This window comes from Candidatus Electronema sp. JM (assembly GCF_048287415.1).
GTDB lineage: Bacteria > Desulfobacterota > Desulfobulbia > Desulfobulbales > Desulfobulbaceae > Electronema.
This window is the reverse complement of sequence record NZ_JBLWEN010000013.1, coordinates 26,425-50,752: the sequence shown is the minus strand read 5'-3', so window position 1 is coordinate 50,752 and position 24,328 is coordinate 26,425. Positions and strand designations below refer to the sequence as shown.

22 protein-coding genes are annotated in these 24,328 nt (G+C 58.1%); 17 read left to right on the top strand and 5 right to left on the bottom strand.

Features of this window, described 5'->3' with window-relative positions:
* Positions 1 to 18: 18 nt before the first annotated feature.
* The 5 genes from ACNKH6_RS03250 to ACNKH6_RS03230 all read right to left on the bottom strand — a co-directional run bounded on the left by ACNKH6_RS03250 (position 19) and on the right by ACNKH6_RS03230 (position 4,790).
* Positions 19 to 495: a transposase family protein gene (locus ACNKH6_RS03250; RefSeq protein ID WP_417914112.1), complete on the bottom strand. Its 477-nt coding sequence runs from the start codon at positions 493 to 495 to the stop codon at positions 19 to 21.
* The gene (locus tag ACNKH6_RS03245; RefSeq protein WP_417914111.1) at positions 389 to 832 is read right to left on the bottom strand and encodes a helix-turn-helix domain-containing protein; all 444 of its coding nucleotides are present in this window, start codon (positions 830 to 832) and stop codon (positions 389 to 391) included. Before ACNKH6_RS03245 ends, ACNKH6_RS03250 begins: the two co-directional genes overlap by 107 nt.
* 40 nt (positions 833 to 872) lie before the next feature.
* Positions 873 to 2,786 carry an exodeoxyribonuclease V subunit alpha gene (recD, locus tag ACNKH6_RS03240; RefSeq protein WP_417914110.1) on the bottom strand — a complete coding sequence of 638 codons (1,914 nt, stop codon included), beginning with the start codon at positions 2,784 to 2,786 and terminating at the stop codon, positions 873 to 875.
* A gap of 51 nt (positions 2,787 to 2,837) precedes the next feature.
* Positions 2,838 to 3,974: an ABC transporter permease gene (locus ACNKH6_RS03235; RefSeq protein WP_417914109.1), complete on the bottom strand. Its 1,137-nt coding sequence runs from the start codon at positions 3,972 to 3,974 to the stop codon at positions 2,838 to 2,840.
* Between the two features lie 618 nt (positions 3,975 to 4,592).
* Positions 4,593 to 4,790, bottom strand: a complete 198-nt coding sequence (locus tag ACNKH6_RS03230) for a hypothetical protein (RefSeq protein ID WP_417914108.1) — start codon at positions 4,788 to 4,790, stop codon at positions 4,593 to 4,595.
* Positions 4,791 to 4,826: 36 nt separating this feature from the next.
* On the opposite strand from ACNKH6_RS03230, the gene rho reads away from it, so the two are divergent.
* The 17 genes from rho (at position 4,827) to ACNKH6_RS03145 (ending at position 24,321) form a co-directional block, all read left to right on the top strand.
* Positions 4,827 to 6,074: a transcription termination factor Rho gene (gene rho, locus ACNKH6_RS03225; protein ID WP_417914115.1), complete on the top strand. Its 1,248-nt coding sequence runs from the start codon at positions 4,827 to 4,829 to the stop codon at positions 6,072 to 6,074.
* A 120-nt stretch (positions 6,075 to 6,194) separates the two neighbouring features.
* Positions 6,195 to 6,413, top strand: a complete 219-nt coding sequence (gene rpmE / locus ACNKH6_RS03220; protein ID WP_417914107.1) for a 50S ribosomal protein L31 — start codon at positions 6,195 to 6,197, stop codon at positions 6,411 to 6,413.
* An 89-nt stretch (positions 6,414 to 6,502) separates the two neighbouring features.
* Positions 6,503 to 7,573, top strand: a complete 1,071-nt coding sequence (prfA, locus tag ACNKH6_RS03215) for a peptide chain release factor 1 (protein WP_417914106.1) — start codon at positions 6,503 to 6,505, stop codon at positions 7,571 to 7,573.
* Positions 7,570 to 8,469, top strand: a complete 900-nt coding sequence (prmC, locus tag ACNKH6_RS03210; RefSeq protein ID WP_417914105.1) for a peptide chain release factor N(5)-glutamine methyltransferase — start codon at positions 7,570 to 7,572, stop codon at positions 8,467 to 8,469. Before prfA ends, prmC begins: the two co-directional genes overlap by 4 nt.
* 273 nt (positions 8,470 to 8,742) lie before the next feature.
* The gene (locus ACNKH6_RS03205; RefSeq protein ID WP_417914104.1) at positions 8,743 to 11,079 is read left to right on the top strand and encodes a gluconeogenesis factor YvcK family protein; all 2,337 of its coding nucleotides are present in this window, start codon (positions 8,743 to 8,745) and stop codon (positions 11,077 to 11,079) included.
* Positions 11,080 to 11,159: 80 nt separating this feature from the next.
* Positions 11,160 to 11,534, top strand: coding sequence for a response regulator (locus ACNKH6_RS03200; RefSeq protein ID WP_417914103.1), 375 nt, complete (start codon positions 11,160 to 11,162; stop codon positions 11,532 to 11,534).
* A 52-nt stretch (positions 11,535 to 11,586) separates the two neighbouring features.
* Positions 11,587 to 13,386: an ABC transporter ATP-binding protein gene (locus tag ACNKH6_RS03195; RefSeq protein WP_417914102.1), complete on the top strand. Its 1,800-nt coding sequence runs from the start codon at positions 11,587 to 11,589 to the stop codon at positions 13,384 to 13,386.
* On the top strand, positions 13,364 to 15,199 hold the full coding sequence (locus ACNKH6_RS03190) for an ABC transporter ATP-binding protein (protein WP_417914101.1): 1,836 nt from the start codon (positions 13,364 to 13,366) through the stop codon (positions 15,197 to 15,199). Before ACNKH6_RS03195 ends, ACNKH6_RS03190 begins: the two co-directional genes overlap by 23 nt.
* Positions 15,200 to 15,349: 150 nt before the next feature.
* Positions 15,350 to 15,775, top strand: coding sequence for a 30S ribosomal protein S6 (gene rpsF, locus ACNKH6_RS03185; RefSeq protein ID WP_417914100.1), 426 nt, complete (start codon positions 15,350 to 15,352; stop codon positions 15,773 to 15,775).
* Positions 15,776 to 15,814: 39 nt separating this feature from the next.
* On the top strand, positions 15,815 to 16,066 hold the full coding sequence (gene rpsR / locus ACNKH6_RS03180) for a 30S ribosomal protein S18 (RefSeq protein WP_417914099.1): 252 nt from the start codon (positions 15,815 to 15,817) through the stop codon (positions 16,064 to 16,066).
* Positions 16,067 to 16,076: 10 nt separating this feature from the next.
* Entirely contained in the window at positions 16,077 to 17,057 is a 981-nt protein-coding gene (locus tag ACNKH6_RS03175; RefSeq protein WP_417914098.1) for a DUF2232 domain-containing protein, read from the top strand.
* 55 nt (positions 17,058 to 17,112) lie between these two features.
* Positions 17,113 to 17,568: a 50S ribosomal protein L9 gene (gene rplI / locus ACNKH6_RS03170; protein WP_417914097.1), complete on the top strand. Its 456-nt coding sequence runs from the start codon at positions 17,113 to 17,115 to the stop codon at positions 17,566 to 17,568.
* 198 nt (positions 17,569 to 17,766) lie between these two features.
* Positions 17,767 to 19,851, top strand: a complete 2,085-nt coding sequence (gene dnaB, locus ACNKH6_RS03165) for a replicative DNA helicase (protein WP_417914096.1) — start codon at positions 17,767 to 17,769, stop codon at positions 19,849 to 19,851.
* Between the two features lie 120 nt (positions 19,852 to 19,971).
* Positions 19,972 to 22,440, top strand: a complete 2,469-nt coding sequence (gene leuS / locus ACNKH6_RS03160; protein ID WP_417914114.1) for a leucine--tRNA ligase — start codon at positions 19,972 to 19,974, stop codon at positions 22,438 to 22,440.
* A gap of 29 nt (positions 22,441 to 22,469) precedes the next feature.
* Positions 22,470 to 23,009, top strand: coding sequence for an LPS assembly lipoprotein LptE (gene lptE, locus ACNKH6_RS03155; protein ID WP_417914095.1), 540 nt, complete (start codon positions 22,470 to 22,472; stop codon positions 23,007 to 23,009).
* Positions 23,010 to 23,252: 243 nt separating this feature from the next.
* On the top strand, positions 23,253 to 23,654 hold the full coding sequence (locus ACNKH6_RS03150) for a roadblock/LC7 domain-containing protein (protein WP_417914094.1): 402 nt from the start codon (positions 23,253 to 23,255) through the stop codon (positions 23,652 to 23,654).
* A gap of 61 nt (positions 23,655 to 23,715) precedes the next feature.
* Positions 23,716 to 24,321 carry a GTP-binding protein gene (locus tag ACNKH6_RS03145; RefSeq protein ID WP_417914093.1) on the top strand — a complete coding sequence of 202 codons (606 nt, stop codon included), beginning with the start codon at positions 23,716 to 23,718 and terminating at the stop codon, positions 24,319 to 24,321.
* Positions 24,322 to 24,328 lie beyond the last annotated feature (7 nt).

Genomic DNA, 24,328 nt, shown 5'->3' with positions numbered 1-24,328 from the left:
AGACCTCTTGCATAAGTTCTAACTTGATAATCTAATTGCAAGATTGCAGCAGGCGGCAATAAGATTGAATCTGAGACCGAACCTTTTCCTCCTGTTTCTGTATTTCTCTCGAAGAATACGGAATATTTTCAATTTTCTGAATACATGCTCAACTATTATCCGCTGTTTTGAGAGGTCTCTGTTCTCCTTCTTTTGCTCTTCGCTCAGTGGACGGTTCTTTTTCCTTTTAAACGGAGTTCTGCTGTTCTTGTGAATTTTTGAAATACCCTGATATCCTGCATCTGCAAGAATAAGAACATGAGGCTGCACAGCAACGCCGCTTTCCTTGAACAGTCTGAAATCATGCGTTTTTCCATCGCAAAAATCAGAAGAAAGAATTTCTCCAGTCTCAAAATCTGCGATTATTTGAACTTTTTGACTGAAGCATTTTTTCTTTCCGCTGTAACTGAGTCGGCTCTTTTTTTGGACGCTCGACAGGCTGCTCGGAAGCGTCAATCAGCACTGTTTTTACGGAACGGCATGATATTCTTTTTCCGCTTGGAAGATGAAAAATTTCTGATTCAATCAGAGCATCTACAATTTTTTTGATTGTCCTGCTGACAGCCGACTCACTAATTCCATAAGAAACTCCAATATGGAACTCAGTTCGGTATTCACGCCAATACATCAGAGTCATCAGAAGCTGATCAGCCCGGCTCAATTTTGGCGGACGGCCAAAATCTCTTATATTCTTCTTTATTTCTTCCAGCATGACACTAAAAATGTCACGTTGGACACCGACTGCTCTTTTGAAATCTGCATCGCTGAGGACACACACGTTTTCGTTTTTCATAGCTGTTTATTATCAAATAATTACGACTTATGCAAGAGGTCTAATATAGGCCATAATCGTTGCCGCCTGCCAATTTCGTTTCATCATCGCTGGTTACTTCATCCGCTGCCAGAAGTATTTTTACAGCAGTTTCGGGTTGCAGCTTCTCCGCCAGCCCTGAGTGCCGCTTGGTGCACGTGCGCATGGCTGCGGCCAGCCGCTCGCGGTCAGCGCAGAGGATCAGCCTGCGGCGGGCGCGGGTTATGCCGGTGTAGAGCAGCTCGCGGCTGAGGACGCGGCTCTCCTCCTCCGGCAGGAGGAGCAGCACCTGCTCGAACTCCGAGCCTTGGGCTTTATGGACAGTGACGGCATAGGCGGTCTCGTGCTCCGGCAGCAGCGAGGGTGAAACCGGATGCAGGCTGCCGTCCGCCCGGCGGAACCAGGCCTTCAGCCGCCCGGCAGAGTCATGCCAGAGCAGGCCGGTGTCGCCGTTGAAAAGCTGGAGGTCGTACTGATTGCGAAGGATGATCAGAGGCCTGCCTTGCTGCCATTCCGTCTCCCGGCGGCTGATCAGCCCGGCCTGCCGCAGCACGGCGGCGGCAAGGCTGTTGATAGTCTCAGTGCCGTTCGGCCCTTTATGCACCGCACAAAGCAGGCGGAACTGCTCCATCGCCGCAAAGGCCTGCTCCAGCGAGGCCGCTTCGGCAATGCCCCGGAAGCCGCGCAGGAGCTGCGTCCGCAGCCAAGCCTCTCGCTCGCGGCCAGCACATTCAGCATATTCCAAATCCGGCAGGCTGGCGGCCAAAATCTCTTCTGCCAACTCAACCGAGCCGCTGTTCACCGCCGCCGCCAAGCTGCCAATGCCGCTTCCACCCTGAAAACGGTGGCCGGTGCGGAGCAAGACGCAGGAGTCTGCCAGCGGGCCGCTCTGGCCAATGGCGGACGGAAAATTTTGGCCGGTGAGCTGACCAAGCTGGGTGCGGAGTAATTTTGACCACGCTGGTTCGCCGCTGCCGCAGAGGTCGGCGAAGAGGCTGCCCGCCTCCACCGAAGCGAGCTGACTGCGGTCGCCGAGCAGGATCAGCCGGGCATCAGACGGCAGGGCATCCAGCAGGGCGGCCATCAGCAGCAGATCAATCATTGAGGCCTCATCCACCAACAGCAGATCAAGCGGCAGCGGGTTGTCGCGGTTATAGCGAAAATCCTCGCTGCCGGGCCGCGCTCCCAGCAGGCGATGCAGGGTCTGGGCCTGATCGGGCAGAGCGCGGCCCAAGCCTTCAGGCAGGCTCCGGCGGGCGGCGCGGATGGATTCATCCAAGCGGGCCGCCGCCTTGCCGGTGGGCGCGGCCAAGGCTACACGCAAGGGCCTGTTGCCGTTGTGCAGACTCTGGAGCAGGGCGATGATGCGGGCGGCGGTGTAGGTCTTGCCCGTGCCTGGCCCGCCGGAAATCACCAATAGCGGCTTGAGCAAGGCCATTGCTGCCGCCGCCTGCTGCCAGTCCGGGCCGCTGGTTTGGCCGGGGAAAAGTTGCTGCAAAAGAGGCCGGGGTGTTTCCAAGTCAATCGGCGTGTCCGCTTTGGCCCGGCGGAGCAGTTCACGGGCAATCTGCTCTTCAGCTTGATGAAAGCGGTGCAGGTAAAGCCGATTCTGCTGATCAAGAATCAACGGGGCAATTTCACCCGGCTGACCGACCACGCCGCTGGTCAAGAGGCTGCGCCGCCAGCGGTCAGGTTCAGGCAGAATGGCGGGCGGCAGTTGGAAGGGCAGTGCCTCGCGCTCCGCCAGCGGCCAGCAAACATGGCCACCGCCTGCCGCCGCGCTGGTCAGCGTCGCGGCCAGCAGCAGACCGCTGTTCTTCCCGCCTTGGCTGGCGCGGCCCGCCTGTTTTTCTAAAAATAAGCCAAGATGCAGATCAAGCAGGCGAAGTTCGCCTTGCTGGCAGGTGTGTTCTAAAAACGAACGGATGGAATTCATCGTATACGCCAGAACTGGCTGAAACACTTTTTTGGCAAAATACCACCAGCCCTAATCCAGCCGCTTTTTGAAACGCAGCGAGGCCGCAGTCAGGCCAACGACGATGAAGCAGGCGAAAAAGGCGATGTCATACGGCATGTTGATGAGCTGCACATCGCGCAGCACCACGCCCCGAATCAGGCGGATGAAATGAGTGGCTGGCAGGATTTCGGCAATGCGCTGGGCGGGCAGCGGCATTCCCTCGTAAGGAAACATGAAGCCGGAGAGAAGAATGGATGGCAGGAGGACAAATATCGTCATCTGCATGGATTGCAACTGATTTTTGGCAATGGTGGAGATAACCAGGCCCAGCGTCAGACTGGCGGCAATGAAGAGCAATGTAGCCCCGGCAAGCTGAAGCAGACTGCCGTTGATCGGCACTTTGAAGATCAAATGACCAAGACCGAGAATGATCGTCACCTGCAACCCGCCGATGAACATGTACGGCACAATCTTGCCCAGCATCAGCTCAAGCGGGCGCACCGGCGTGGTGATCAGCATTTCCATGTTGCCGCGCTCGCTCTCGCGGACAATCGCGGCAGAAGTGAACATGATCATGGTCATGGTCAAAATCACTGCGACAATGCCCGGCACGGTGTTGACGGCAGTGCGCTGCTCCGGGTTGTAGAGCAGCGTTACTTCAAAGGTTGGCGGGCTGGACTGAACTGGGGTGCGCAGCAGCTCCGTCAGCGGCATGTTGCGCAGACTTTTCACCGCTCCGGCAATCACCGGGTCTGCGCCGTCAACCAGCCATTGCGCCAGCGGACGGCTGCTTTTTCTGTCCGCAGACGGCAGCCCGGCGGCAGGATGACTGACCAGCCGTCCGGCAAGATCAGGCGGGATGACCAGCACCGCCCGCACCTTTGCGCTGGCGATGGCCGCCTCCGCTTGCCGGACATCAGGATACTGGGCAATGAATTTGAGCACTTGGCTTGCGCTGATCGTCTGGACAAGCTGGCGGCTGAGGCTGCTGCGGCTCTGATCCACCAGCCCGGCAGGAATATTGCGGATGTTGGTGTTGATCGCGTAGCCGAAGAGCATGAGCTGAATGAAGGGAATCATCACCACCATGCCAAAGGTCATGCGGTCGCGGCGGAGCTGGCGCAGCTCTTTGGTGAAAATGGCGTGGATGCGGAGGAGGGATTTCACATGAGTTTACCGAAGATGCATTCATACAAAAAATATTTTTTACAATAACTCAGATGTATCACCAATATTCAGATGTATCACCAATATTCAGATGTATCACCAATATTCACATGTAATACCGTAGTGTATTTCAACTGAACTCCATACGGTTAAATTTGCTGATAGTTTAGGAGTAAGTTTTGTAAAAGTCCGCATTGCGCTATCAATATATAAATATATTTCATTTTTTAATATTATATACTACTCTTACGACCACATAATATATTTTTTTATAAAAAATTGTTTAGCAAAGGTTAAAATAACCGCATTTTTTGCCATCACGCAAATTTTTTCTCCATAGTTTTAAAAAATATAGAAATATTTTTTTACCTGCATTCACCAATTGGAAGGTCGGCAGCAAACATCACATCAAGCCGGAACATCTTGCTGTTATATTATTTTTTTCAAATAAATTCAATATATTTTTAAGTATGTTCCGGTTCATCACTCATAACTTGCCATTATTTGATCAAGCTGCCTCAAGTTGCCGCAGTTTTTTCCGCCGCTGCCGGGAAAAAATCTTGACAGCGGCCCAGTAAAACAATAAAGTTCAGCAGCCGTTCAATTCCTGTCGTTCTGTTATTTTCCGTTCAATACAGCAGCACCAGCTTCCGCCTGCCGGGCCAGAATTTTTTCATTTTTATTTCCGTTAGCCGACTGCAAACAGCCTCTTTTTAAACCGTCTTCCTGACGATTTTTGCCATTCCTTGCCGTTCCGCATCCATTGCTTGCTGACTGTCCGCTCCGGCCCTGCTGCCGGAATCTTTTCTTGTTCACCGCACCTGCCCATTGAGGAGGAAGGAACCCCTGATGATCAATCCCAATGATTTGAAACACAAAAAAATCAAAGAGCTGGTCGCGTTGGCCGCCGATTTGAAGATTGAAGGCTACAGCGCCATGCGCAAGCAGGATCTGATTTTCGCCATCCTCAAATCGCAGTCCGATGAAGACGGCAAGCTGCGGGGCAGCGGGGTTCTGGAGGTGCTGCAAGACGGCTTCGGCTTCCTGCGGGCACCGGACTACAACTATCTGCCCGGCCCGGATGACATCTATGTTTCTCCTTCGCAGATCCGCCGCCTGAACTTGAACACCGGCGACACCGTTGAAGGCGAGGTGCGCGCGCCGAAAGAAAATGAGCGCTACTTCGCCCTGCTCAAGGTGGACAGCGTCAACTACGATCCGCCCGAAAAGACCAACGACAAGACCCTTTTCGTCAACCTGACCCCGCTGCATCCCAACGAGCCGATCAATCTGGAGTCTGAACCGGACAACTACTCGACCCGGATCATGAATATCGTCTCGCCGCTGGGTAAAGGACAGCGCGGCCTGATCGTCGCCCCGCCGCGCACCGGCAAGACCGTGCTCATGCAGCAGATCGCCCGCTCCATTGTCAAAAATCACCCGGAAATCATCCTCATTGTCCTGCTGATTGACGAGCGGCCTGAGGAGGTCACCGACATGCAGCGCGGCGTGGACGCGGAAGTGGTCAGCTCGACCTTTGACGAGCCGCCGCAGCGGCATATTCAAGTGGCCGAAATGGTGATTGAGAAGGCACGCCGCTTGGTCGAGCACCGCAAGGACGTGGTCATCCTCCTGGATTCGATCACCCGTCTGGCCCGCGCCTACAACACCGTCACCCCGGCTTCGGGCAAGATTCTCTCCGGCGGCGTGGAGGCCAACGCCCTGCACCGGCCCAAGCGCTTCTTCGGCTCGGCGCGGAACATTGAGGAGGGCGGCAGCCTGACCATCCTCGCTACGGCCTTGGTGGAAACCGGCAGCAAGATGGACGAAGTTATTTTCGAGGAGTTCAAAGGCACCGGCAACATGGAGATCGTCCTGGACCGCAAGCTCTCCGACCGCCGCATCTATCCCTCGATCAATATTCAGAAATCCGGCACCCGCAAGGAAGACCTGCTCCTGTCGGCGGACGAGCTGAACCGGATGTGGATACTGCGCAAGCTGCTCTCGTCAATGAATCCGGCGGACGCGATGGAATTTCTCTTGGAGAAAATCAAGCACACCAAGAGCAACGCCGAGTTTTTCGCCTCCATGAACAGCTGAGGCAGCGGTCTTTGCCAGTTTTTGCTTTTCAAACAGGGCGGAACGGGTATAATGCCCCTTCTGTCAACTGCTAAATTTTGCTGCCGCCCTGCGCGGCGTTTCCCGGAGGCTGAGAACGCCATGAAACCAGACATTCATCCTGCATACCACAAAATCAACGCCAAATGCGCCTGCGGCAACGAGATCGCCACCGGCTCCGTCAACGCGTCCCTCAACGTGGAAATCTGCGCCGCCTGCCATCCCTTCTTCACCGGCAAGCAGAAGCTGATCGACACCGCAGGCCGGATTGAGAAATTCAAGAAGAAATACGCCAAACACTTCGAGCAGAAGACCGCGTAATTTCTCCAATAACTGCATGACTGCGGCAACACGGTCATGCAGTTGTTTTTTTCTGCCGCCGCATTCTCCTCTTTCGCATCGCAACACTCATGTTTGACCGCCTGACTGACATTCACGAAAAGCTCTCCGCCTTGGAGCGGCAGCTCTCCGAACCTGAGCTGGTGCAGGATCAGAAGAAATATCAGGAGGTGGTGCGCGACCATTCGCGAGTGGCGCGGCTCTGCACGTTGCATGAGGACTACGAGAAGGCCGGGCGTGATTTGGCTGAAAGCCGCGAGCTGCTCCGCAACGCTGATCAAGACCCGGAGCTGGCCGAGCTGGCGCGGGCCGAAGTGGATGAGCTGACCCGGCGGCAGGAGGACTTGCAGCGGGAAATCAGAATCATGCTTCTGCCGCCTGATCCCAACGACAAAAAGAACATCTTCTTGGAAATCCGGGCCGGCACAGGCGGCGACGAGGCCGCGCTCTTTGTCGCCGATCTCTTCCGCATGTATTCGCGTTATGCGGAAACGCAGGGCTGGCGTGTCGAGGTGATGAGTTCCAATCCCATTGGCATCGGCGGTTTTAAGGAGCTGATCGCCCTGATAGCTGGGCATCAGGTCTATTCCAAGCTCAAGTATGAGTCGGGCACGCACCGGGTGCAGCGGGTGCCGGAGACTGAAACCCAAGGCCGCATACACACTTCGGCGGTGACCGTAGCTATTTTGCCCGAAGCCGAGGAAGTGGAGCTGAACATCGCCCCGCACGAGCTGAAGGTTGATGTGTACCGCTCATCCGGCGCGGGCGGCCAGTCGGTCAACACCACGGATTCGGCGGTGCGGATCACGCATCTGCCCACCGGCTTGGTTGTCACCTGCCAGGACGAACGTTCGCAGCTCAAGAACAAAGCCAAGGCGTTGCAAATCCTGCGGGCGCGGCTCTTGGACAGCATGGAGCAGGAGCGCAGCGACAAAATCTCCGCTGACCGCAAAGGCCAGATCGGCAGCGGCGACCGCAGCGAGCGCATCCGCACCTACAATTTCCCGCAGGGCCGGGTCACAGACCACCGCATCGGTCTGACGATTTACAAAATTGATCAGATCATGTCCGGCGCACTGGAGGAAGTGATCATGCCGCTCGTCACCCATTACCAGACTGAAGCCCTCAAGGGCTTGGATTGAGCGGCAAGGTTTGCAGGGGCGAAAAATTTTTCGCCCCTGCTACTGTTTACCAAGTTCTCAAAGAAACTGCCGCCGCCCTTGCCGAGGCTGGCGTTGAAGACAGCGCGTTGGAAGCCGAGCTGCTCCTGCGGCACTGTCTCGGTCTGTCGCGCAGCGGTCTCTTTCTCCGGCAGAATGAAGAGATGCCGCCGGAACAGGCCGCCCGCCTGCACGATTTCCTCCGCCGCAGATGCCAGCGTGAGCCGCTTCAGCACATCATCGGTCGCTGCGAATTCTGGGGCATGAAGTTCCTCGTCAGTCCCGCAGTTCTTATTCCCCGCCCGGAAACCGAATTCCTGCTGGAGCATGTTCTTTCGACGCTGAACCGAGAAAACTTCCGTCCGCGCCAAGCACTTGATCTCTGCACCGGCAGCGGAGTGATTGCCGCTGTGCTGGCCAAAGAGCTGCCTGAAGCAGATGTGACGGCTTCGGACTGCTCCTTGGCTGCATTGGCTGTTGCCCAAGCCAATCTCCGCCGCCACGGGCTGGAAGAGCGCGTCCGTCTGCTCTGCGCCGACCTGCTTGCGGCATTCAAGCCTACGCCGCTTTTTGATCTCATTGTCAGCAATCCGCCCTACATCAAAGCGGACGATATTCCGCGCTTGCAGCCGGAAGTGCGCGACTGGGAGCCGCATCTGGCTCTGTCCGGCGGGCCGTCCGGCATGGAGATTATTGAGGCCATCTGCACAGGCGCAACCCGGCTCCTGCGGCCCGGCGGCTGGCTGTTCCTGGAGATCGGCGCGGACATCGCCGCAGAAACCGAGTCCGCCCTGCGCCGCGAGGGCGTGTATGAGCAGATCAGCGTGCTGCCAGACTGGGCGGGCAGGCCCCGCGCCGCGCAGGCACGGCTGGCCTGATCTTCACGCCATCTGATCGCCAAAATTTTGAAAAGAGTTGCAGCGCAGGCAACTGATGGTCATAATACGAACGCAGTTCAAGCCCCGCCCTGGCGAGAGAACGCATCGCCGAATACGCAGAACATAGAGGCTGGATACATTGAACGTATCCTTGCTATACGTTCAACCGCTCTTTTGATACGATGAACGCATTGCAGCCATACGTTCGACGTGTCGCCGGATCGGAAAAGCGGCTCGCCAGACAGGAATAATCACTGAACTATGGGATGAAAGATGGCGGAGAACAGGATCAGCTTCCTGCAAGAGGTCTTGCAGGGACTCAGCACGAAGCGGTTTGCCCCTTTGGATTTCCTCGGCAAAGGCAGCCTGCCGGAGCGCGTGCTCGCTTTGGCCTTGGGCGAAGAGCCGCCGCCGGGCGTGCATGGCTGCGACAGGGAATGGCAGCAGCTGGCGGAATCGCTGCGCACTTTTGATGTCAGCAGCCTGCGCGTGGTGGCCTTGGGCGGCGGCACCGGGCTGTCCCGCGCTGTCGGCGGGGACTCGCGGCGGCCTGAATGGCGGCTGAACCCCTTCAGCGGCCTGAAGGAGGTCTTCCCGAACCTCAGCTCCCTTGTCTGCGTGACCGACGACGGCGGCTCGACCGGGGAGATGCTCAAGGATTTCCCGCTCATCGGCCTCGGTGACCTGCGTCACGTCCTGCTTTCGTCGGTGCGCAGCGGCAATCTGAAGAATCAGTACCGCCTGAATGACAAGGAAGCTGCCGACGTGGCGGGAATGCTGCACGGCATCTTCAATCTCCGCTTCACCGCGCCGCCGGAATCGCCCGACCAGCTCTGGAAACGCAGCGGCGCAGCCCCGGAACGGCTGCCCGCGCCGCTGACAGGCTATCTCTCCGACCTGATGCGGCGGCTGTTCAACGACCAGCGCATGAAGGCCGCCCTGCAACGGCCTCAATGTCTTGGCAATCTGCTGATCGCGGCAGCGGTGTACGGCAAGCTGCCAGCTTTTTTCCGCACCGCCGAGCTGATCGCCAATCAAAAAAGGCTGCAAGCCGCCACGCTGGACGGCATAGCTGAACTGTCGCTGGCCATCGGCGCAGGACGGAAGGCGGCGCTCCCCTGCACGGTGACACCGGCCCAGCTACAAGTGCTGTACAGCAGCGGCGTGCTGGTCACCGGCGAGTCTAAAGCAGGCTTGGCCGAGCGCGGCTGGCCGGTCGAGCGGGTCAGCGCGCGCTTCGCCGAAGCGCCGGTCATGCCGGAAGAGGCCGCCGAACAGCTCCGGCGGGCTGACATCATCATTTTTGCGCCCGGCAGCCTCTACACATCCATCATCCCGATCCTGCAAGTGCCTGGTCTGGCAGACTTGATCCGCAGCAGCAAGGCGATGAAGCTCCTCATGGCCAACATCTGGGTGCAGCAGGGCGAGACCGATGCCACGCTGGACGCGCCGGAGAAGCGTTTTCATGTCTCCGACCTCATCCGGGCGTACAATCACAACATCCCCGGCGGCATCGAGGGCCTCTTCTCGCACGTCCTCACCTTGGACATGGCGGACATCCCTGGCTCGGTGCTGCAAAGCTACGCCATCGAGAAAAAAGAGCCGATCTATGTGGACAGCGAGCAAGTGCGCACGCTGGGCTTCGAGCCGGTGCAGGCGCGGATATTCTCCCGCGAGCTGCTCCGGCAGGAAAATGTAGTTCAGCACGACCCGGCGGCTTTGGCCTTGGCAGTCCGCGCCCTCTGGGGCCTGCGGGCCTGCGGCTTCCTCGCTGATCCCCCGCCGCCGACCGTGCGCCGCAAGCCGCCGCAGCCCGGCCCGCCGAGCATTTGCCCTGACCGCATCCTGCCCTGCATCCGCCATGAGGAGATCAGCCGCATCATCAGCGGCCTGAGCTTCCGCCAGGTCAGCCTCCTCACCGAGCAGAGCAAGGACGTGGAGCCTGCCGAGCGGGAACGGCTGTCAGCGGCGGTCTGCGAAATCCTCTGGCGGCACCCGGACATCCACCCCGGCCACCTCAGCGCGGTGCGGGGCATCTGCCTCGTCAGCCCGGCCCGCTGGAGCCGCAGCCAGCAGTGGGACAACGTCTTCTCCTACTACAATCCAGAGGACGGCTGCCTGACGCTGCGCGAGGATTTAGCCGATAATGCGGCCAAATTGGAGATGCCGCTGCTCGTGGCTGTCGGTCAGTCGCTGCTCGGCAACTATTGCGCCGAGAAACAGATCGAGCCAGTGCTCTTCCATGAGCACCAGGTGGGCCGGATCTACTGGCTGACCGTCCGCGACCAGCACGACTTGAACGGCTTCCTCAGCATCGAGCAGCTTGACGCATATCTCCAGCTTGCCAAAATGTCCCGCCCTGACCGGCGCAAGCGGCTCTACGCCCGCACAGTCAACGGCGAGGACGGCTTTCTGCCGCCGGGCCTGCTCTTCGGCCTGCTTTTCGCCTGGTATTTGGACAACCGCTTTGCCCCCAGCATCGACCACATGATGGAGATGATGAAAAGCGGCCCCTCGGCCTTAGTCGCCAAGCAGGCCGAGACGGTGCGGCGGCAGGAGCGGCTGGTCGCTTTTTTCCGCGAGCATGTTTTTCGCAGCCGGATTCCGTAAGCGATGCAGTATAATGAATAAAGGAAACTTGCCACGAAACGCAATCGCCGCGTTCTGTTAGAGGAAAAAAGGGGGAGAACATGCGGAAAATACTCATTATGGACGATGACGAGCAGCTGCTGCCAGCATTGGTCCGTGGGGTTGAGATGGCGGGCTTTGCCGTCGCCTCCGCCCTGAATGGCCGGGAAGGGCAGCGGCTGCTCGATAAGCAGCCTTTCGACTTGGTCGTCACTGATTTGATCATGCCGGAAAAAGAAGGCATGGAAACGATAAGCTACATCAAGAAAAATTTTCCGGCGATGAAGATCATCGCCATTTCCGGCGGCGGACGGATCGGGCCGGAAACCTACCTGCCTGCGGCCAAGGAGCTGGGCGCAGACGAAGTGCTCGCCAAACCGTTCCCAATGGAAGTGCTGCTCTCCGCCATCAGAAAGCTGCTCGGCGAAGAGCAGTGAGCCTGCTGGGCCGCATTCCGTCGGCCCGGTTTTTTCTTTCCAGATGCGCAATATGTCCCGCAAGCCTGAGCCGACCGCTGGTGCGGCGGGCGTTCTGACCGCTCTGCTCTGCCCGTTGTTCCGCCGTTTCCGCCGCCGCCTGCTCTTCGTTGTTCTTGCCCTGCTGGCCAGCGATCTGCTCCATCTTTCTCTGCCCCGCTATTTGAAAACCGGCGTGGACGAGCTGACGCAAGGCATTGCTGACCAACAGCGGCTGCTCATGCTTGCCCTCTATATGACGCTGACCGCAGTCGCCGTCGGCCTGCTCCGCTATGTCTGGCGCACCCTGCTGGTTGGTTTTTCCCGGCACTTGGAAACTGCCCTGCGCGACCAGCTCATCGCCCATGTTCTCGGCATGGATCAAACCTATCTTGACCGCCATCCGCCGGGCGAAATCATGGCTCATGCCAGCAATGATCTCAGCGCGGTGCAGCTCGCCTTTGGCATGGGTTTGGCTGCTGCCATTGATGTCGGGGTTATGGCCGCCATCGCTGTTTTTTTCATGCTCCACATCAGCCCGCCTCTGACCGTGATTGCCGCGCTGCCGCTGCCGCTGCTGGCCTTCAGCACGTTTTTTCTTTCCCGCGAGCTGCACCGCCGCTTTGAGCGGGTGCAATCTCAATTCAGCCTGCTGACGGAATCCGCCCGCAACACCTTGATTTCAATTCGGCTGATCAAAAGCTGCACCAGAGAGGAGCAGCAAATCCGCGAGTTCGGGCAGCTTGGCCAAGAATACGTCAGCAGCAACATCCGGGCGGCGATGGTTCATGGCCTGCTCATGCCCCTTGCCATGCTGACCGGCAGCCTCGGCACTCTGCTGGTGCTTTATTCTGGCGGCGGCATGGTGATCAGGCAGGAAATCACCTTGGGTGATTTTGTTGCCTTCATCACCTATTTCGCCATGCTGTCCCTGCCGTTAGCCACGGTGGGCTGGTCAACCAGTCTCATCCGCCGAGGGCTGACCTCGCTGGCCCGCATCTCCCGCCTGCTGGAGGCTGGCTCGGCTGTCAACGCCAGCCTGCGCACAACGACGCAGCCGGTCATCCTGCAAAGCCGTCCGCATATTTCGTTGCGCCGCCTGAGCTTTTCCTATCCCGGCACCATCACTCCGGCACTGCGCGACATTGATCTGGAAATCGGCCCCGGCGTGTTCGGCATCACCGGCAGAACTGGCTCCGGCAAATCCACTCTCTGCCGCCTGCTTCTCCGGCAGTATCCGGTTGCGGACGGCAGCTATTTGTTCGCTGGCCATGACGTGAACCAGCTCGACACCGCCCTGATCTGGCGGCATGTCAGCTGGGTTGACCGGAACACCGCGCTGTTTTCCGGCACGGCAGCGGAAAACATCAGTTTAGCCAAGCCGGACGCACCGTTGGAGGAAATTATGGCGGCAGCCAAGCTGGCGGCAGTGCATGATGAAATTATGGCCATGCCGGAAGGCTATCAGACCCGGATTGGCGAAAAAGGGCTGCGCCTTTCCGGCGGCCAGAAGCAGCGCTTCGCCATCGCCCGCGCCCTGCTGGCGGATCGGCCTATTCTGATTCTTGACGATGCCCTTTCCGCCTTGGATGCTGAGACCGCCACAGCGGTTTTCGCCCGCCTCTGCGCCCGGCAGCGGAGCAGAACCCTGCTCGTTGTCTCGCATCATGTGCAGCTGCTGGCCCATGCCGATCACATCCTGCTTTTAGATCAGGGCAGCGTTGCCGCGCAGGGCAGCCATGCCCTGCTCATGGCCCGCAATGTCTATTATCAGGATGCCGCCCGCAGGCAGCAGGGCAAGGAGGATGCTGATGCGCGGATTCGGTTATTTTGAAGAAGGCAAGGCCGGACGGGTTTCCGATTTCCGCCTGTGGCGGCGCATCTTCAGCCTTTGCCGCGTCAAACGGATCAGCATCGGCGTGAGCATTTTGCTCTCGCTGCTGGCCACCGGGGCGACAGTGTTGCAGCCGAAACTGATTCAGCACGCGATTGACTCCTGCATGGCTACAGGCGGGGGCGCAGAGCGGCTGGACGGCCTCATGGATGCCGCTCTGCTCTATGGCTTGGCCTCAGCCTTGGCCTTTGCCGCAGGCTTCGGCCAAGTGGTGGCGATGGAGTATGTCGGCCAGTCCGTCATGCACCAGCTCCGCAGCCGCCTGTATCAGCACCTGCTCTCGCTGGACCTCGCTTTTTTTCACGCTCATCCGGCAGGCCGTTTAGTCACCCGTTTGACCAACGACATCCAGAACATGAATGATATGTTCAGCTTGGTCATGGTGACACTGTTCAACGACCTGCTCAAGCTCGTCGGCATTCTCGCAGCCCTGTATCTGCTCAATGTCCGCCTCGCCCTGCTGATGACGGTTTTTCTGCCGATTTCCCTGCTCCTCACCCAATTTTTCTCCCGCATCGCCCGCGACGGTTTCCGGGCCATCCGCAGCCAACTGGCTGTGCTGAACGCCTTTCTCAGCGAAGTGCTGTCCGCTGTCGGGGTGCTGCAAATTTATGGCCGGGAGGCGGACAGTCTGGTCAGATTCCGCCAGCTGAACAGCATTTATTTAGAGCGCAACCTGAGTCTGATCCGGCGGTTCGGCACCTTCATGCCGCTGACCGAAGTGCTGTCCTCGTTGGCGATGGCCTTGATTCTCTGGCATGGCGGCGGCGAAGCGCTTCAGCAGCGGCTGACCTTGGGCGAGCTGACCGCGTTTCTCGCCTACATGCGCCTGTTTTTTCAGCCCATGCAGGAAATTGCCCGCAAATATTCGGTGGTGCAGTCCGCCTTGGCTTCAGCGGAGCGGATTTTCGAGCTGCTAGACATCTCCAGCAGCATCATTGCCCCGACGCACCCCCTGCATTTGGACAGCGGGCGCATCCGTGGCGACATCCGCTTTGAGCAGGTCAGCTTTGCCTATCAGCAGGAGGAAGACAGCGAAGGCCAGCCCCAAGCCCACGAAGAGAGCAAGGCGGTGCTGCATGACATCAGCCTGCATATTCAGGCCGGAGAAACGCTGGCCATCACCGGCCCGACCGGCGCAGGCAAATCCACGTTGGTCAGCCTCCTTGTCCGCTTTTATGATCCGACCGCCGGGCGGATTTTGCTGGACGGTCACGACTTGCGCGAATTCGCTCCGCAGCTCCTGCGCCGCAAGATCGGCTTGGTGCTGCAAGACCCGCTCATCGAGCCGGACAGCCTGCTGGCCAACATCCGCCAAGACACCGGCTTAACCCGTTCGCACGTGTATCAACTTCTTGTCCGCACCGGCTTGGATGTCTTTGCCGCCAAGCTGCCGCAAGGGCTGGACACCCGCATCGGCGAAGGCGGGCTTGACCTGTCCGCCGGAGAAAAGCAGCTCGTCGCCTTTGCCCGCGTCCTCTGCCGTGACCCGGCGGTGCTGATTCTCGACGAGGCAACTTCCTCGGTGGACAGCGAGGCGGAACAGCTCTTGGAGCAGGCTTTGCGCAACGGCTTCACGGGCCGCACCCTGCTGGTGATCGCCCATCGGCTCTCCACGGTCCGGCAGGCCGACCGGATCGCCGTCTTTCATCAGGGCAGATTGGCCGAGCTGGGCAGCCATGCGGAGCTGCTGGCCCGGCAGGGTCTTTATGCCGACCTGATCGCCGCCGATCTGCGGCAGCATTCCGCCTGATTTTTTATTTCTGTTGACACTGCGGCGGCATCCACGCTATATTTTCCGGTTCAATCCCGCCGGAACAGTTCCGGCCTGTTTGTATTTACTGTCCCTTCTCGCTCTCCCACAGGAATCAGCGAGGGCCATCTATGACCACGAGGAGGAATCATGCGTCATTACGAAGTGACTTGGATCATGCGCCCCAGCTTGGGCGAGGCGCAGTTTGCGGAAATAACTGACCGCACTGCCGCAATCATCACCGGCGACAGCGGCACGGTGATTGACATCAGCCGCTGGGGCATTAAAAAGCTGGCCTACGATATCAAAAAAGAATCGCAGGGCTGCTATGTCTGCATGAATTTCGCCGCGCCCGGCAGCACGGTCAAAGAGCTTGAGCGCATTTTCCGCATTGACGACCGCATCCTGCGCTATTTGACCATCAAGCTGGCCGACACCATTGACGCGGCAGGCATTGAGCAGGTGAAGGAGCGGATTGCCGCGCTGGCGGCGGCCCGTGCCGCTGAGGCGGAAGGCAGAGAGAGCGGCGATGCGGAAAGCAGCATCGCCCCGGAACTGGAAGACGAGCTGTCCTGAGCCGCCCGCCTGACTATTCATGCATAGGAGATATTGATCATGACTGCTCCCACTACCAAGACCAAGAAAGTCTTCCACCGCCGCAAGGTTTGCAAATTCTGCGCTGACAAGCAGCAGGAAGTTGACTACAAGGATATCAAAACCTTGAAGGCTTTTGTCACCGAGCGCGGCAAAATTGTGCCGAAGCGGATTTTCGGCACCTGCGCCCGCCATCAGCGCCAGCTTACTGAAGCGGTCAAACGCGCCCGTCATCTGGCTCTGCTGCCGTATTCCGGCATCGTGCAGCTTTAATCCGGCGGCAATGGCCGGGCGTGGCGACAGCGGGCGGCTGCCGGTATCCGTCCAGACCCTGCTGATCGCGGGCTGTTTTTTTCTGCCCGCCGCCAGCCCGCTGTTTGCATGGCTGGACATGCTGCTGGCTGTGCCGGTTTTCCTGCTGCTGCGGACTGGGCAGGATGAACGGACAGCCCTTGCGCAGCTGCGGAACGGCCTGCTGTTGGCGGCAGGTGGTGTGCTGCTGGCAGGCGAGCCTGCATTGTTTGTATTTTCTTTGGCGATGCTGCCCTTGGGCTGGAGCCTGCACCACAGCGCAAGCAAGACGCTGTCTCCAGTCGAGGCAGGCGGCGCAGGACTGGCCGTGTTCAGTTTGCTCTGGCTGGCCTTCTGGCTGCTTCAGAGCGTGCTGACAGGCGATCAGCCATATGGCAACCTGCTGGCCTTGCTGGATACATCACTGCTCCAGCTTGTTGAGGAAGCCCGCCGCAGCGCGGAGCTGCCTGAAGAAGTCAGCCAGCAAATTGTGGCTCTTGTGGCAGATATCCGCAGCAGCGGGCTGGTGGCCAAACTTCTTCCCGGCCTGCTGGCAGGCGGTGCGCTGCTGACCGTCTGGCTGAATCTGGTGCTCGGCAGCGGCTTGCTGCGCAGGTTCCGCCCGGACAAGGCGGTTTGGCCGGAATACCGCTGCTGGCGGCTGCCGGAGCCGCTGATCTGGCTGCTGATCATTGCCGTCGGTCTGTCGCTGTTCGGCAGCGGCTGGGCGGCGCAGGCCGGATACACGCTGGCTGCAGTAGCTGGTCTGCTGTATTTTTTTCAAGGGTTAGCGATTTTCGCCCATCTTCTGCACCGCTGGCATGTTCCAACTTTCTGGCGGGCAATTTTGTATTTTTTTGTTGCAGCCCAAGGATATGGAATGCTGCTGCTGGCCGTGACCGGCGTGGCAGACACTTGGGCTGATTTCCGCAAGCTCGCCCAGCACGGGCAGCAAGCGGACAGTTCCTCCTGAGCAGCTAACGGCGCAGCCGCCCGGCGGCCAGCCATCAACCGATGAGGCATAGATTATGGAAATTATACTGAGAAAAACCATCGACACCCTGGGCCGTGAAGGCGAGGTGGTCAATGTCAAGCCCGGCTACGCCCGCAATTATCTGATTCCGAACGATTTTGCCGTGGCAATGAACAAGGCCAGCATGGCGCGGCTTCAGAAGGAGCAAGCGGCGATTGCCAAGCGGCTTGCCGAGGAAAAGAAAAATGCCGAAGCCTTGGCTGCCAAACTGGAGAACCTGACGGTTTCCTTGGCTCGCAAGACGGGCAATGAAGGCCGTCTGTTCGGCTCCGTCACCAACGGCGACATCGCCGAGCAGCTCGCCAAGCTGGGCATCGCGGTGGATCGCAAAGCCATCTTGATCAAAGACGCAATCAAAAGCATCGGCGAGTTCAGAGTTGCAATCAAAGTCGGCTATCAGATGACTTCGGATATCACCGTGCAGGTGACGGCGGAGATAGCTGCTGCGTAGTTTTTCCCCGTTTTTTTTGTTGTTCCGCAAATATTGCGGCGCATCAGCCATGCGCCGCAGTCGTTTTTTTTGCTCTGCCTTTTTTGTCCAGGCAGGCGGCAGTTCAAAAACACCGCTTCTTGAGTGATGTCTCCGCTGCCTGACCAGCAACCAGCCGTTTTTCCTTTTCCTTCCCAGCCGTCATCAGGCCTTGGGAAGGTGCCGCCGCAAAATATCGAGGTTGAACGTTCCCTGCTCGGAATCATTCTGATTCAGGACAAAGCTCTGCTCAAAGTGGTGGAGCTGCTCCAGCCGGAAGATTTTTATCTGGAACGCCACAAGGTTATCTACGATGCCTTGGTGACGCTCTTTGAATTGCAGGCTCCGCACGACTCACTTTCTGTCACTGATTTTCTCCGCGATCGCAACCGGCTGGAAAAAGCGGGCGGAGCGACATACCTGAGCGAGCTGACTCAAGTCATTCCCTTCACCGGAATGCTGGTGCATCATGCCAACATCATCCGGCAGAAGGCGGTGCTGCGGCGGCTGATCCAGACCAGCAGCGAGCTGGCCGCCCGCTGCTACGATGCCCAGGGTGATATTGACATGCTGGTTGACCGGGCCGAGCAGACCATTTTTGAAGTCGCCCAGTCGCGCAAAAAACAGGGCTTCGAGCCGATGAGCCGGATTGTGCCCAAAGCCTTTGACCGGGTGACGCGCCTTGCCGAACGCAAAGAGCACATCACCGGCGTGGCCACCGGCTACACGGAATTGGACCGCATGACCGCCGGGTTGCAGCCCTCGGACTTGGTTATTCTGGCAGCGCGGCCCTCAATGGGCAAAGCGCAGCCGCTGGATGCCCGCGTGCTGACCGCCGAAGGCTTCAAGCGCATGGACGAACTCCGCCTTGGCGAGTCGCTGGCATCCATTGATGGCAAGCCATCGGAAGTGACAGGCATCTATCCGCAGGGCAGGCGGCAGATATACCGGCTCACCTTTGCCGATGGCCGCTCCGCTGAATGCTGCGCCGAGCATCTTTGGCGGATTCATTACAGAAACTGGCCCGCCCCCCGCGTTGTCAGCACCGCCAAACTGCTGGATATGCTGGAGCGGAAACGGTATCAGAACCGGATATGGATTGACACCTTCAGCGGCGAATTTGGCACGGCGGCAGCACCTTGGCAAGCAGAGGAAAAAGTTATTTTTCCGGCTTGCCTGAACACGCCTCGTGCCGACCGCCTCCGCCTGCTTGCCAGCCTTCTCGGCAAAAAATGCCGGACAAAATCCAGAGCAGTCCGCTTCCGCACGATCAGCAGGCAGCTAGCAGAAAACGTAGTGCGGCTTGTCCGCTCTCTCGGCGGTTCAGCCTGCTTTGCAGCAGCCATGCCCAAGCGTGGAGCACATGCTGGGCAGACTGTTTGTTTCTGCAAGCTGCGCATTCCTGCGTCAGCGAGGAAGAGAAACAAGCGCATCCGGCGGCTGAATCTCCGCAGCATTGTCCCGTCGCGGGTGACGGAAACGCAGTGCATCGCGGTCAGCCATCCGTCGCAGCTCTATGTCACCGACGATTACGTGGTCACGCACAACACTGCCTTGGCCATGAACATCGTTCAGCACGCCACTGTGTCCGGCAAGGTGCCGACCGCTGTGTTCAGTCTAGAAATGTCATCAGAGCAGCTTGCCCTGCGGATGCTCTGTTCAGTGGGCAAGTTAGATGCGCAGCGCATCCGCACCGGCCATCTTTTTAAAGAGGACTGGGCCAAGCTGACCAGAGCAACTGGGATGCTCACCGAGTCGCCGATTTATATTGATGACACCGCCGGTCTCACGGTGCTGGAGATGCGGGCCAAGGCCCGGCGGCTGAAATCCGAGCACGGTCTTGGGTTGGTGGTGGTGGATTATCTCCAGCTCATGCAGGGCCGCTCCGGCTCTGAGAACCGCAATCAGGAAATCAGCGAAATCTCGCGCTCGCTCAAGGCGATGGCCAAAGAGCTGGACGTGCCGGTGCTTGCCTTGTCCCAGCTCAACCGCAGCTTGGAGGGCCGCACCGACAAACGGCCCATGATGTCGGATTTGCGTGAAAGCGGAGCAATAGAACAGGATGCTGATGTTATTATGTTTATTTACCGAGATGAGGTCTATAACAAGTCGCCGGAGAACCCGAACAAAGGCATCGCCGAAGTGATCATCGGCAAGCAGCGCAACGGGCCGACCGGCACAGTCCGGCTGACCTTCCTTGGCGAATACACCTCGTTCGAGAATTACAGCGACTTGAATCCTCCGCATGAGGCCTCCTACGGCTGAAAGGGGCCGCCGCGCATTTTTTGCTGTGCAGAAAAAACGCCGCGTTGTATGCTGCTCCGGGCAGCGCAATTTTTCAATTCGGCAGGACAAGCGATCATGGACACCAGCAGACAGGAACCTTTGAGATACGACTTCAAGAGCATTGAAACCAAATGGCAGCAGAGGTGGCTGACGGAAAAACCGTACAAAGTCAGCGCGGATCCGCAGCGGCCTAAATATTACGTTCTGGAGATGTTCCCATATCCGTCCGGGCGCATTCACATGGGACATGCCCGCAACTACTCCATCGGCGATGTGGTGGCCCGCTACAAGCGGATGCGCGGCTTCAACGTCCTGCACCCGATGGGCTGGGACGCTTTCGGTCTGCCCGCCGAGAACGCGGCCATCAAGTCCGGCGTGCATCCGGCGCAGTGGACCTACAGCAATATCGCCTATATGCGCGGCCAGCTCAAGGCGATGGGCCTCAGCTACGACTGGGACCGGGAAATCGCCACCTGCCGCCCGGAGTACTACCGCTGGGAGCAGCTCGTATTCCTGCAACTTTTAGAAAAAGGTCTGGTCTATCGCAAAAAGACCACCCTCAACTGGTGCGAGGGCTGCGCCACGGTTCTGGCCCGCGAGCAGGTTATCAACGGCTGCTGCTGGCGCTGCGATCAGCAGGTGGTGCCGAAAATCATGCACGGCTGGTTCCTCAAGATCACTGACTACGCCGAGGAGCTGCTCGCTGATTTGGACAAGCTGGGCGGCTGGCCGGAAAAAGTCGTGACCATGCAGCGCAACTGGATCGGCAAAAGCCAAGGCTTGGCCTGCGATTTTCAAGTTGAAGGCCGCGATGAGAAAATCACCATTTTCACCACCCGCCCGGACACCATTTTCGGCGTGACCTTCATGTCCTTGGCCCCGGAGCATCCGCTGATTGACTCGTTGATTGCGGGCACGGAGCAGGAAGCGGCGGTGCGCGGCTTCATCGAGCAGACTTTGCTGGAAAAGCAGCGCATGGCTTTGGATCAGGAGCCGGAGAAGCACGGCATTTTCACCGGCAAATACTGCCTCAATCCATTCACCGGCGACAAGGTGCCGATTTATGTCGCCAACTTTGTCCTGATGGAATACGGCACCGGCGCGGTCATGGCCGTGCCTGCCCACGATCAGCGCGACTTTGAATTCGCCCGCAAATACGGTCTGCCGGTGCGTCTAGTGGTGCAGCCGACGGGCGAGCCGTTAGACGGCGCAAGCATGGAGGCGGCTTGGGAAGGCGATGGTGTGCTGATCAATTCCGGTAAATTCAACGGACTGCCTTCAGGAGAAGCCAAGAAAGCGGTGATTGCCGAAGCGGAAAAGCAGGGCTTCGGCAAGGCGCACATCACGTGGCGGCTGCGCGACTGGGGCATTTCCCGCCAGCGCTACTGGGGCGCGCCGATTCCGGTCATTCATTGCGAGAGCTGCGGCGCAGTGCCGGTTCCGGCGGAGCAGCTGCCGGTGGTGCTGCCCGGCACTGAGTCGCCTTACGGCAGCCATGCCCCGCTGCATCAGCAGGAGGCGTTTTATGCCACGACCTGCCCGAAATGCGGCCAGCCCGCCAAGCGCGAGACCGACACCATGGACACCTTTATGGAGTCGTCGTGGTACTTTGCCCGCTACACCAGCGCACGCAAAGAGGACGGCATCTTGGATCAGGAGGCGGCGAAATACTGGCTGCCGGTGGATCAGTATATCGGCGGCGTGGAACACGCGATTCTGCATCTGCTCTATTCACGCTTCTTCACTAAAGCTCTGCGCGATCTTGGTTATTTGAACATTGACGAGCCGTTCACCAATCTGCTCACGCAGGGCATGGTGATCAAAGACGGGGCCAAGATGTCGAAATCCAAGGGCAACGTGGTTGACCCCGACAATCTGATTCAGCAGTACGGCGCGGACACGGTGCGGCTTTTCGCCCTCTTCGCCGCCCCGCCGGAGCGCGATCTGGAATGGAACAGTCAGGGCGTGGAAGGCTGCTTCCGCTTCCTCAGCCGGGTTTTCCGCCTGATTCACGCCAGCTTGGACTGCTTCGCCCCGGAAAATGCGGGCGCGGTTGACATCGGCAGCCTTTCGCTTGCTGACCGGCAATTGCACCGCAAGACCCATCAGACCATCCGCCGGGTGACAGAGAGCATCGAAAAAGATTTTCATTTCAACACCGCCATTTCTGGGGTGATGGAGTTGGTCAACCAAATCACGGCGGAGACCGCCCAGCCTGCTGACCGCAGTGTGCTGCGCGAGGCTCTCGAAACCGTGCTGCTCCTGCTCTTCCCGATGGTGCCGCATTTCTGCGAGGAACTGTGGCAAATCACCGGCCACAGCCAGACCTTGCAGACGCAGGCTTGGCCGAGATTCGACCCGGCGGCGGCTGAGGAGGATGAGTTGACCATTGTTGTGCAGGTCAACGGCAAGCTGCGGGGCCGCCTGACGGTTCCGGCGGCCACCGGCGAGGAGGAGCTGAAGGCGCAGGCTCTGACTGATGAAAAAGTGGCCAGCTTCATCGCGGACAAGACGGTTCAAAAAATCATTGTGGTCAAAGGCAAACTGGTTAATATTGTCATCAGATGATCAGGCGCAAACTTCCAACGGAGCTGACTGTGAGCAAACTATCTGCAATCCTGCTGTCGTTAGCCTGCCTTGCCCTGCTGCTCGGCGGCTGTTCAGGCTACTATTTTCCTGCCGTCTATGACGGGCCAGCAGTGTCCATCTACATGCCGACCTGGAAAAACCGCACCGACAAACTCGGCATTGACAGCACGATGTACAATTCGTTATCTGAATGGTTCCTCAAATCGGATACAATCAAGCTGACCAAAGAAAAGACCGGCGCAGACCTGATTTTAGCTGGCGAGATAGTCTCCATCCATCTGCCCAGCATTGGCTGGAACAGCGCATCCACCGCGACAAATGTCAAGGTGGAGCTGACCTTGCGGTACGTGCTGAAAGACCTGCAAAACAACAAAATCCTCTGGGAAGAGCCAAACCAAATCTGGACTGAGGACTACAACACGGTCGCGCAGAAGGCGAGTTCAGAGGATGAGGCGGTCAAGCATATCCTGGACGATGTTTCGGAAAAGATCTATCTCGGCACAATTTCCCGGATACGCAGGCTGCCTCAACGCGGCACGGCCAAATAAGACGGAAGAGAAGCGTGGCTGTTTTTCGCTGACGAAGACGGGGCTTGACAAAATTGCGGGCAGGCCGGAAAATTCCGTTGAGACCTGCCCGCTTCAGCAGGCTGCGGCGAAACAGCAGAAATCGGCAAAGCGATTTAAAAACAGCTTCATATCCCGGATTATCTGGCGTATAGTCAACAGATGGAGACAGACCGGCCGCAGCGACCTGCCGGACAACCAAAGCACAGCGAATGAGGGTATCAGATGAACTACGGTGTAGTCAGCCAAGAACAGCTTGAAAAGATTGATGAAATACTGTCCGAGCAGCTCATCAAGATCGGTGTGGACTGTGTTATCATCATTGATATGGCCGGGAACATCATCACCGCGAAGGACAACGGCGCCGCGAAATATGATGTCTATTCCTTCGCCGCTCTGGCAGCCGGCAACTTCGCCACGGTTGACGCAATGGCCAAACTGGTCGGCGAGCAGGAGTTCTCGCTCCTTTTTCACAAGGGCACAGACTGCAACATCCATTTCTCGAAAATTGATGAGGAGCTGCTGCTGATCACCATGTTCGGCAAGCACATATCCTTGGGCTTCCTCAGGCTGAATGTGGTGAAAGCGCTGGAGCAGATACGCAAGCTCTGGGGAAGCGGCAAATAAAGGATTCTCGGCTTCACACTGCATTCGCCGACAGCATCAATTCATACAGCGGGAGACTGCCTTGAGCTTCATAAATCTGCGGGAAAAAATCGTTCAAGTCAAAATCGTATATTACGGGCCGGGCCGGGGCGGCAAGACCTCCAACTTGGAGTATATCAACCGGAAATTCAGCAAGCAGATTCAGTCTGAGATGGTCAGTCTGAAGACGCACGGCGACCGTACCCTCTTCTTTGACTTTCTGCCCTTTGACATGGGTAAAATCAAGGGCTACGATCTGAAGATTCAGCTCTACACCGTGCCCGGTCAGGTCAAGTACAACGCCACCCGCAAACTGGTGCTGAAGGGTGTTGACGGCATTGTTTTCGTTGCTGACGCGCAAGAGGCGATGCGGGAGAAAAATATCCGCTCCCTCAATCAGCTGCATGAAAATCTGAAGGAATACAAAGAGTCCATTTTCAAAATTCCTTTAGTCATGCAGTACAACAAGGTGGATTTGCGCGATCAGGGCATTCCTATTCTTCCCACCACTGTGCTGGAGCAGGATCTGAACAGCAAATTGAAGGTGCCGTATTTTGAAGCCAGCGCGCTGACAGGATACAATGTGCCGGAGACCTTGAAGAAAATTATATCGCTCACTGTGGTGTCGGTGCAGAAAAAGCTCCTCTGAGATGACG

Bases quoted from the DNA above. Each gene is read 5' to 3' on its own strand.
- ACNKH6_RS03245 (WP_417914111.1), bottom strand. From the start codon at position 832: ATGAAAAACGAAAACGTGTGTGTCCTCAGCGATGCAGATTTCAAAAGA.
- recD (WP_417914110.1), bottom strand. From the start codon at position 2,786: ATGAATTCCATCCGTTCGTTTTTAGAACACACCTGCCAGCAAGGCGAA.
- rpmE (WP_417914107.1), top strand. From the start codon at position 6,195: ATGAAACCAGACATTCATCCTGCATACCACAAAATCAACGCCAAATGC.
- prfA (WP_417914106.1), top strand. From the start codon at position 6,503: ATGTTTGACCGCCTGACTGACATTCACGAAAAGCTCTCCGCCTTGGAG.
- ACNKH6_RS03205 (WP_417914104.1), top strand. From the start codon at position 8,743: ATGGCGGAGAACAGGATCAGCTTCCTGCAAGAGGTCTTGCAGGGACTC.
- ACNKH6_RS03200 (WP_417914103.1), top strand. From the start codon at position 11,160: ATGCGGAAAATACTCATTATGGACGATGACGAGCAGCTGCTGCCAGCA.
- ACNKH6_RS03195 (WP_417914102.1), top strand. From the start codon at position 11,587: ATGTCCCGCAAGCCTGAGCCGACCGCTGGTGCGGCGGGCGTTCTGACC.
- ACNKH6_RS03190 (WP_417914101.1), top strand. From the start codon at position 13,364: ATGCGCGGATTCGGTTATTTTGAAGAAGGCAAGGCCGGACGGGTTTCC.
- rpsF (WP_417914100.1), top strand. From the start codon at position 15,350: ATGCGTCATTACGAAGTGACTTGGATCATGCGCCCCAGCTTGGGCGAG.
- rpsR (WP_417914099.1), top strand. From the start codon at position 15,815: ATGACTGCTCCCACTACCAAGACCAAGAAAGTCTTCCACCGCCGCAAG.
- ACNKH6_RS03175 (WP_417914098.1), top strand. From the start codon at position 16,077: ATGGCCGGGCGTGGCGACAGCGGGCGGCTGCCGGTATCCGTCCAGACC.
- rplI (WP_417914097.1), top strand. From the start codon at position 17,113: ATGGAAATTATACTGAGAAAAACCATCGACACCCTGGGCCGTGAAGGC.
- ACNKH6_RS03150 (WP_417914094.1), top strand. From the start codon at position 23,253: ATGAACTACGGTGTAGTCAGCCAAGAACAGCTTGAAAAGATTGATGAA.